This is a genomic window from Haliea salexigens DSM 19537 (genome assembly GCF_000423125.1).
Classification (GTDB): domain Bacteria; phylum Pseudomonadota; class Gammaproteobacteria; order Pseudomonadales; family Halieaceae; genus Haliea; species Haliea salexigens.
Window position 1 is genome coordinate 1 of record NZ_AUHJ01000039.1, and the last position, 9,347, is coordinate 9,347.

Genomic DNA, 9,347 nt, shown 5'->3' on the forward strand with positions numbered 1-9,347 from the left:
TCTGATGAAGAAATCCAACTATGGAACGAATGCGCGCGCTTGGTCACCAACGCCATTATTTACTTCAATTCCAGCATACTCAGCCAGCTGCTGACGAGCTTCGAATATCAGAATGACGATAAGCGAATACAGATTGTCAAACAGGCTTCTCCAGTGGCTTGGTATAACATCAACTTGAAGGGTATCTATACCTTCGAAATGAGTGAAAAACTACCGGATCTGGAGGAACTGATGCGCACAATCGAGGGATATTTACCGGTTCGGGAAAAGTAATACCCCCTGGGAGGCCTCGGATGGCGGGGCTTTCAGCGATTCTTGTCGTTTTTGGACGGAAAATCCCTAGTACCCCTAAATGGCAGACGACTTTAACCAACAAGAATATATAAAAAAGCTGATTGTCGGTGGTGTCGATCCAGACAAAGCAAAAGAAATTGCGTCCAGAACAGCATACCATCAAACCAAGTCAGCAAAGGCAGGGCTTCGCCCCATTGGCGAGGCGATCACCCTGCCGGGCATTCCTGAACCCGAAGCCCCTGCCCTTCCTGATACAACCAACGCTAACCAGAACACCACGGAGGCCAACGACGCGGCCCCGGCTGTCAAGGGGGAAGCCATGAGCGACAAGAAGCCAGGGCGAAAGAAAGGCGCGACGGATGCGCTGGCCTCAAAAGTGGATGAAGCCCGCCAGGCGGCACTGCTAAAACACACCAAGCAGGAGATCAGGGACGCCCAGCTATCATTGTTTGATATTGCGCCCTGGGGCGACCATATGCGGGCATTGCCGAACGATTACGCCCGGTCGGCTCTTTTCACTGTGCGAAACAAACGAGTGCCCCGCGCAGCTTTGCAGAGCGAGCCTATTTATAGCATCGGAAACGATGTGAACATCACCTATACGGGCGTAGAGCTTCGGGCAGAAGATGATGAGCTAGTATGGCAACAGGTTATGGAGTATTCCAAGCGTTCGCCTATTGGCGATCCTATCAGCTTCACGTTCTATGAGCTGTGCAAGGACTTGGGGTGGTCGATTAATGGCCGTTACTACAAGAAAGCCGAAGAGTGTTTGTCACGATTGCAGGCATCGGCCATGCAGTTTGAATCCAAGCGGATTGGTCGTCTTGAGTCACTATCACTAATCAGCCGGTTTCGCGTCCTGGATCGAGGCAAGCGCAATTCTCGATGCCAGGTCATGATTGATGAAGAAATGGTTGTGCTGTTTGCCGGTGACTACTATTCGCGCTTCATTTGGGACAAGTACCGCAAGCTGTCCCCTACCGCCCGCCGCATGTTCGACTACTTTGCTTCACACAAGGAGCCGTTCCCGTTGAAGCTGGAAACCTTCCGGCTTATGTGCGGCTCGGAATCGACCAGAGCTAAGAAGTGGCGGGAGCAGGTCGGGGCAGCGTGTGAAGAGCTGAAAGAGAGCGGTCTGGTTGCCGATGCTTGGGTTTCCGCTGACTCCCTGGGGTGCAGGCGGAGCTGATGGCCACGCATCGAGGACAAAGGGGCTGCGGCCCCTTTTTTATTAAAACTTAAACCCACGTAGGGGGTGTCCGGAGACGCTTGTGACACCCGGCCAGAAACCGGCAACATGACCGGAATCAAAAGATAATTCATTTGCTCGTAAGTGACTTTGGTATTGCCGACCAGCAACTCTTTTGCTCCTTGCAGCATAAAGCAAACAGCGGGGCGATAAATTATTGGGCGAGCCTGTGACGGGTTACTGCGATGCATCAGTGAAATGTCAGCAATGGCGGTTTGCGTCAGGTCTTCTTTTGTAAGTAACGGAAGCAGTCGTTGCGTCAGGTCTGCCATTCGCTGGGCAAGGTACTGATCAGACATAATTGTAATCCTCGAGCTGTGGCTAAGTTCACCCTTTAAATGAGATTCATCAGTATAGGTGTGGGTGTTGTGTTTCGACCAGTAAATGGCTCAGGGAATGTAGTATTAGGCAAGTATTGCGGAGGATCTTACATCTCTTAGCGTGTTTAATCCTGAAACATTATGCCTTTGGAAAGTTTTGCAATACCATGTCGGCAACCGCGTATAAATCCTCAGTAGAGGCACCATTATTAGCTTGTACTGACATGCCCTGCAGTACTGTGCCGATATAGCGCGATAAAATAGCCGCATCGACATGCTGTGGCAGGTCGCCATCCTGCTGTGCTTGTTCAAAACGTTTCTGGAGTGCTTGCTGGCCGTCTAATCTGCGTTTAACTAACGCATCTTTAACGGTGGCTGAAGCTTCGCTGCAGGACAGCGCGCCCTGAACAGTGACACAGCCTTGAGGGTGATCCGCGTTGGCCATTCTGTCGGCAGCTCCGCGCAGCATCGATTGCACTACTAAGTATGCAGTTTTCTGTTCCATTGCCGGATAAAAGAAGGCATCAGGTCGTTTTTCATAGAGGTCGATAGCCTGCAAAAACAGCTGCTCTTTATTACCAAAAGCAGAGTAGAGGCTGGGTTTATTAATACCCATCACCTTTGTCAGGTCGCTCAATGAGGTGCCTTCGTAGCCATTACGCCAAAACAGTTCTAGCGCTTTGCCCAGTGCTTCTTCTTTATTAAAAGCACATGGCCGTCCGCGACAAACCGTTTGAGTTTTCGTTGTCATAGCTATACTCCTCATCGACACTTTAATGCCCTTGCTGGCACGCTCACATAGTAAACAGGCGGGCGAATACTGTCCAGCGATACTCTGTCGGATTCTGCTGCGGTAAAAAGGCCGCTGGCATCAATCGGAAACAGAGATTTCATATCGACTCTATAGAAATAGGCAAGTAGTCAGCAGTTTTCGGCACGCTAATTTCTACCTGCAATAACTATACTTTACCTCGTATTAAAGGCGGCCTGTTTTTGGTTGCTTCAGTTGTTCTTACGTCGTTTTTCTGTATTTAGTTCAAAATAAACATCAATTTTACCGATCAGTCCAAAATTAATTTGACAGTAACTTCGATTTCTATATTCTTACCGAACGGTACATAAATAGCTAGTTTTATTTGATGCAACTTTTTGCAGCATAGGGCAATAATTTCGAGAGCAAGGCCATGAGTACGACAAACACGTTAAAATTTCTTTTAGGAGGTATTGCTGCGCTGGTATTAGCCGCGTGCAGCAATCCGGAAGCAGCGGAAGAGACTGCGGCACCGGCTCCGCCGCAAGTTAGCGTAGCGCAGGTGGTGCATGAGCGAATCACCGAATGGGATGAATTCACCGGCCGTTTGCAAGCGCCACAGACGGTTCAGTTGATACCCCGAGTTTCTGGTTATATCGAGGAAGTTCATTTCAACGAGGGGGCTCTGGTAGATAAAGGAGACTTGCTGGTACAGATTGATCCTAAACCTTTCGCTACCGAAGTTGCGCGGCTTAAAGCTGAGCTGCAAAGTGCGCAAAGCGCTGCGGTTCAGGCGGAAAAGGAATACCGGCGGGCTGAAAAACTCAGTAGCCAGCGGGCAATTTCTGCTGAACTACTGGACAGTCGTTTAGCTCGTAAACAGCAAACAGCGGCAACAGTAGCTTCGGTTGAAGCTGCACTTGAACGCGCTGAACTCGACTTAAGCTACACCCGCATTACCGCGCCTATTAGCGGCCGGGTATCTTATGCTCAGGTTACCGCCGGTAACTTTGTGAGCGCGGGACAAAGTCAAATTACCAGCCTGGTTTCAACCGAGAAAATGTATGCGTATTTCGATGTAGACGAGCAGAGCTACCTCAAGTACGCACGTCTGGCTGAAACAGGGAAACGAGCTGATACCCGCGACTCGACCTCGAACCCCGTTTATATGGCACTGGCTAACGACAGCAATTATCAGCACGTAGGCCGGGTCGATTTTGTCGATAACCGCATTGATGCGCAAACCGGCACTATTCGTGTACGAGCCAGTTTCCCTAACGATGACAACGACTTGTTACCTGGTCTATTTGCCCGTATTCGTTTGGTGGGCAGCGACTCTTATGAAGGCATTTTGATTGACGAAAAGGCTGTTGGAACCGACCTGAATAACAAGTTTGTATTGGTGGTTAATAGTAATAATGAGCTGGAGTATCGGGCGATTGAGCTGGGTGAAAAAGTTAATGGCCTGCGCATAGTGACAGAAGGTTTAACGCCAAAGGACAAAATTGTAGTGAACGGTTTGCAGCGAGTTAGAGCCAATATGAAAGTTGATCCTCAACTGGTGCCAATGGCAAGCAGTGAGCAACTGGTCCGGTTGCGTAAAGTGCAACAGTTGCTGGACGAAGCCAATAACGAGTTAACGGCGCAGACATCTACAGAAGATAACCACGGTTAAGGGGTACTGAATGTTTTCTCAATTTTTTATCCGACGGCCGATTTTTGCCGCGGTTATCTCGCTGTTGTTCTTTATTACCGGTGCGATAGCGGTATGGCAACTGCCTATTACCGAATACCCGGAGGTGGCGCCACCAACGGTTGTAGTAACGGCTAACTACCCGGGTGCTAACCCCAAAGTCATAGCGGAAACTGTGGCCTCGCCACTGGAGCAGGAAATTAATGGTGTGGAGGATATGTTGTATATGTCCTCTCAGGCCACCTCGGATGGTCGTATGACACTGACCGTTACCTTTGCTATCGGTACCGACGTCAATTTAGCGCAAACTCAGGTGCAAAGCCGGGTAGAGCGAGCCAAACCGCGCCTGCCACAGGTGGTGCAGCGCTTGGGGGTAGTGACTGAGAAGTCGTCTCCAAATGAAACCATGATGGTGCATCTAACCTCACCGGATGATCGCTACGACATGCTGTACCTGTCGAATTATGCGAACTTAAATATCAAAGACGAACTGGCGCGTATAGAAGGCGTTGGGGCGGTCAAGTTATTTGGCGCTGGCGAATACAGCATGCGGGTCTGGCTGGATCCTAATAAGGTGTCCGCACTGGGTTTGTCCCCGGCGCAAATTACCGAGGCAATTCGTGAGCAAAACCAACAGGCGGCAGCTGGCAGTTTGGGTTCTCAGCCAAGCGGTGACGCTGATTTTCAGTTGCTTATCAATGTGAAAGGCCGTCTGACAGACGTCGAAGAGTTTGAAGACATTATTATCAAGGTGGGCGAGAACGGCGAGATCAGTCGCTTAAAAGATGTCGCCCGTGTTGAGCTTGGCGCTTCAACTTATGCGCTGCGCTCGTTACTGAACAATAAAGACGCGGTAGCGCTTCCTATTTTCCAGGCGTCTGGCTCCAATGCCATTCAAATTTCTGACGATGTTCGCTCCAAAATGGCGGAATTGTCGAAAGGTTTTCCTGACGGTTTAACGTACGACATTGTGTACGACACAACCGTTTTTGTGCGCAGCTCTATTGATGCGGTAGTGAAAACTCTGCTCGAAGCTGTATTGTTGGTGGTACTGGTTGTGGTGCTGTTTTTGCAAACCTGGCGCGCCTCAATTATTCCTTTGGTCGCGGTACCGGTGTCGCTGGTTGGAACCTTTGCCTTCATGCACTTGCTGGGCTTTTCGTTAAACACCTTGTCGCTGTTTGGGCTGGTGCTGGCTATTGGTATCGTCGTGGATGACGCCATTGTGGTGGTGGAAAACGTAGAGCGGAATATTAGCGAAGGTTTGTCCCCCATTGCTGCTACACAAAAAGCCATGAAAGAGGTGACTGGTCCTATTGTCGCGACGACACTGGTGCTGGCAGCGGTATTTATTCCAACCGCCTTTATGTCGGGCTTAACCGGTCAGTTTTATAAGCAGTTTGCGTTAACCATTACCATTTCTACCTTTATCTCAGCCATCAATTCACTAACGCTGAGCCCTGCATTGGCGGCGCTTCTGTTAAAAGGTCATGGCGAGAAAAAAGACATACTGACCCGCGGTATGGATAAGCTGTTAGGCCGTTGGTTATTTGAACCCTTTAACCGCTTTTTTGCCCGTTTGTCTAAAGGTTACGGCTGGCTGGTTAAAAAAGTGATCCGCTATGGCGTCATTGTAGGCGTTCTGTATGTGGCTTTATTAGGGTTAACCGGTCTGCAGTTTGCGACGACTCCTACTGGTTATGTGCCCAGTCAGGACAAGCAATACCTGGTGGGTTTTGCACAATTGCCGGATGCCGCTTCGCTGGATCGCACCGCTGCGGTCATTAAAGAAATGTCGAGTATTGCCTTGGATCATCCGGGTGTGGCGAACTCAATTGCCTTTCCGGGTCTGAGTATTAACGGTTTAACTAACAGTCCGAATTCCGGAATTGTGTTTGTGTCGCTAACTGACTTTGATGAGCGAACGGATTCTTCAATGTCGGCTAATGCAATAGCGGGCGCATTGAACCAGAAGTTCGCGGCTATTGATGAAGCTTACGTTGCCATATTCCCGCCCCCGCCAGTGCAAGGGTTAGGGACTATTGGTGGTTTCCGTCTGCAAATACAAGACCGTGCTAACCATGGTTACGAAGAGCTGTATAAGGTCAATATGGAGGTGATGCAAAAGGCCTGGGCGACGCCTGAACTGACCGGCGTATTTTCCAGTTATCAGGTGAATGTGCCGCAGCTTGATATCGATGTCGACCGTACGAAAGCTAAGCAACAAGATGTGAGCCTGGATGAGGTATTCCAGACTTTGCAGGCTTATATGGGCTCAGTGTATGTGAATGACTTTAACCGGTTCGGGCGTACCTATCAGGTGAATATGCAGGCAGATGAGCAGTTTCGCCAAACGCCTGAGCAAATCAGTCAGCTGAAAGTGCGTAACGGCAGTGGTGAAATGGTTCCTGTGGGCTCCTTTATGAACATTACCAACACCGCAGGACCGGATAGAGTCATGCATTACAACGGCTTTACCACCGCTGAAATTAACGGTGGTCCTGCGCCGGGTTACAGCACAGGGGAAGCACAGGCGGCCATTGAAAAAATTCTCGCTGAAACCTTGCCGAACGGCATGACCTACGAGTGGACAGAACTGACTTACCAGCAAATTCTGGCCGGTAATGCGGGCATGTTCATTTATCCGCTGGTTATCTTGCTGGTCTTTATGGTGCTGGCTGCGCAGTACGAAAGCTTAACTTTGCCGTTGGCCATCATCCTGATTATTCCGATGACCCTGTTATCGGCGTTAAGCGGTGTGCTTATCTATGGCGGGGACAACAACATTCTTACCCAGATAGGTTTAATTGTGCTGGTGGGGCTGGCGGCGAAGAACGCCATTCTAATTGTCGAGTTTGCCAAAGAGCTGCAGGACCACGGTATGAGTACCATGGAAGCCATTCTGGAAGCCGGTCGCCTGCGTTTGCGCCCCATACTGATGACGTCTATTGCCTTTATTATGGGTGTGGTGCCTATGGTCTTCTCCACCGGTGCCGGCGCTGAAATGCGCCAGGCCATGGGCGTTGCCGTGTTCTCCGGCATGATTGGTGTCACCATTTTCGGTCTCATTTTAACGCCGCTGTTCTACTACATGTTGGCTAAACGTGGCGAGAAAAAGGCGCTACCAGAGCCAACGGAAAGCTCTTCGGAGGAAAACAAACATGCGTAATACAGTGAAGCTATCAACCCTTGCTCTACTCGTGGCGTCGCTAAGCGCCTGCTCTGCCGGGCCGGACTACCAAAGGCCGGAGAAGGTAGAAAGCATTAACCTAAGCCAGCCGTATCAGCAGGCCGAGCAGGCTTTGAACTGGTGGCAGGCGTTTGACGATGCTGAGCTTAATCAGTTGGTAGAGCGTGCTCTGGAGCAGAACCGTACCCTGGCGCAAGCCAGGGCGAATGTCGACCGGGCTTATGCGGTATTTCGTGATGCCGACAACGATTCATGGCCGAAAGGGACGCTGGAAACAGGTTATCAGGCGAGTGAAAACAATACTCTGTCGGCAGACGATGATGACGTTATTACCCGCTGGTACAGCAGCGGTATTACCCGCGGGTACAGCAGCGGTGCCAACTTAAGCTGGGATCTGGACTTGTTCGGCAAATTACGTCGAGCCAGTGAAGCGGCGGAGGCTCAGGCGCAGCAAGCCGATATTCTCTGGCGCGACGCGCAAGTGCGACTGATCAGTCAGGTGGCCACCAGCTACGGCGAATATCGTGGAGCGCAGTTGCGGCTGGAGGTTGCCGAAGAAAATCTGGAAAACCTGCAGCAAAGTCGTGCCATAGTGCTGGCCAGATTAGAGGTCGGCATGGCTTCGGAGCTGGAGTTAGCACAAATTGACGTGCAATTGCACCGGGTGAAAGCGTCAGTGCCCGCATACCGGGAAGCGCTATCGGCGGCGGATGCAACCTTGTCAGCATTGTTGGCGTTAGAACCGGGTCAGCTGGAGTTAAGTGCTGATCCGCAATTGCCCGAGCTAAAGCGTCCGGTGGCTGTGGTCGACGGTGAGAACTATCTGCGCCATCGGGCGGACGTGGCAAGTAGCGAGCGGCTATTAGCAGCTCGTACGGCAAATATTGGTGTGGCGACAGCGGATTTATATCCGAACCTCTCGGTGCGTGGTTTTCTCGGCTTTTTATCCGGCCCCGGGTTAACACTGGGTAGTGAAACACAAAGCTGGTCAGTGGCACCGAGTTTAAGTTGGCAGGCTGCCGATTTAGGTTCGGTAAAAGCACGTATCCGTCAGGCCGAAGCCAGTGCGCAAATGGCACTGGCTCAGTTCGAGCAACAGGTATTTGACGCTATTAACGAAATGCAGTTATCGCTGAACAGTTACAACCTGAGCCGCGAGCAGCAACTTAATACAGAGCAACAGTGGCAGGCCAGTAAAAAGGCCGTAGAAATTGCCCGTCAGCGATATGAAGCGGGTAGCAACGAGTTCCTGGATTTGCTCGATGCCGAACGTGAACTGCTGCGCAGTCGCGACCAGTTGGCTCAACTGCAAGAACAGAGCTTTGTCCGCTTAGTCGATATCTACCGGAACTTTGGTGGCGGCATCCAGTTAAGGTAAATAGAACTTTAACCCAGGATCCGCAATAAGCAGATGGGGTGAGTATTCATAAAAAGGTGATTCCAAAGTAAAAGTTTTTTGATGGACGCTGACCCTGTCATTTAAGTGAAAACAACAAGTATGTTGGTGAACAACTATGTCTACCTATTTGCTGATCAACAGTGACACTTTGTTAGCTAAGCAGTTTGTGAAAACAATTCGACCTTCGGACGACGCCGTTTGGGAATTACATTTCGCAGAGGCAAGTGTGACTGAAGAAAGAAATAATGAAGCTCCACACCTGAGTGTCTGTGATCCTGAAGATGACTGGCGCCTGAATTATGAACTTGAGAGAGCCTTTTTGGAGTTCGGCTATTTTGACGACGTCATCTTATTTCGGGTATACGGATTTAATGGTTGATGGGGCACCTTCACCCCATCAATCTGATACCACCCTCAGATGGTTGATAGATCGACTCCGTAGTTGAGTTCC

The 9,347-nt window shown here is 50.3% G+C and carries 7 protein-coding genes and 1 pseudogene; 6 read left to right on the plus strand and 2 right to left on the minus strand.

Annotated elements, in window-relative coordinates; all coding sequences use genetic code 11:
• Positions 1 to 273: Tn3 family transposase (locus tag G533_RS22875; protein ID WP_035529109.1), on the plus strand; the 273-nt coding region annotated here is incomplete at its 5' end.
• Between the two features lie 79 nt (positions 274 to 352).
• On the plus strand, positions 353 to 1,483 hold the full coding sequence (trfA, locus tag G533_RS0118570; protein ID WP_008929949.1) for a plasmid replication initiator TrfA: 1,131 nt from the start codon (positions 353 to 355) through the stop codon (positions 1,481 to 1,483).
• Positions 1,484 to 1,539: 56 nt separating this feature from the next.
• Here trfA and G533_RS25410 read toward each other — a convergent pair.
• Together G533_RS25410 and G533_RS0118575 are read right to left on the minus strand one after the other, a co-directional pair.
• Positions 1,540 to 1,842 (minus strand): annotated as a pseudogene (locus G533_RS25410) (AraC family transcriptional regulator); the annotation flags it as partial.
• 160 nt (positions 1,843 to 2,002) lie between these two features.
• The gene (locus tag G533_RS0118575) at positions 2,003 to 2,614 is read right to left on the minus strand and encodes a TetR/AcrR family transcriptional regulator (protein WP_027951222.1); all 612 of its coding nucleotides are present in this window, start codon (positions 2,612 to 2,614) and stop codon (positions 2,003 to 2,005) included.
• A gap of 433 nt (positions 2,615 to 3,047) precedes the next feature.
• On the opposite strand from G533_RS0118575, the gene G533_RS0118580 reads away from it, so the two are divergent.
• The 4 genes from G533_RS0118580 to G533_RS24855 all read left to right on the plus strand — a co-directional run bounded on the left by G533_RS0118580 (position 3,048) and on the right by G533_RS24855 (position 9,275).
• Positions 3,048 to 4,289, plus strand: coding sequence for an efflux RND transporter periplasmic adaptor subunit (locus tag G533_RS0118580; RefSeq protein WP_027951223.1), 1,242 nt, complete (start codon positions 3,048 to 3,050; stop codon positions 4,287 to 4,289).
• 10 nt (positions 4,290 to 4,299) lie between these two features.
• Positions 4,300 to 7,476, plus strand: a complete 3,177-nt coding sequence (locus tag G533_RS0118585; protein WP_027951224.1) for an efflux RND transporter permease subunit — start codon at positions 4,300 to 4,302, stop codon at positions 7,474 to 7,476.
• A complete protein-coding gene (locus G533_RS0118590; RefSeq protein WP_027951225.1) occupies positions 7,469 to 8,875 on the plus strand; it encodes an efflux transporter outer membrane subunit in 1,407 nt (468 codons plus the stop codon). The genes G533_RS0118585 and G533_RS0118590 overlap by 8 nt, the downstream gene beginning before the upstream one ends.
• Positions 8,876 to 9,011: 136 nt before the next feature.
• The gene (locus tag G533_RS24855; protein ID WP_027951226.1) at positions 9,012 to 9,275 is read left to right on the plus strand and encodes a hypothetical protein; all 264 of its coding nucleotides are present in this window, start codon (positions 9,012 to 9,014) and stop codon (positions 9,273 to 9,275) included.
• The last annotated feature ends 72 nt before the right edge of the window (positions 9,276 to 9,347 follow it).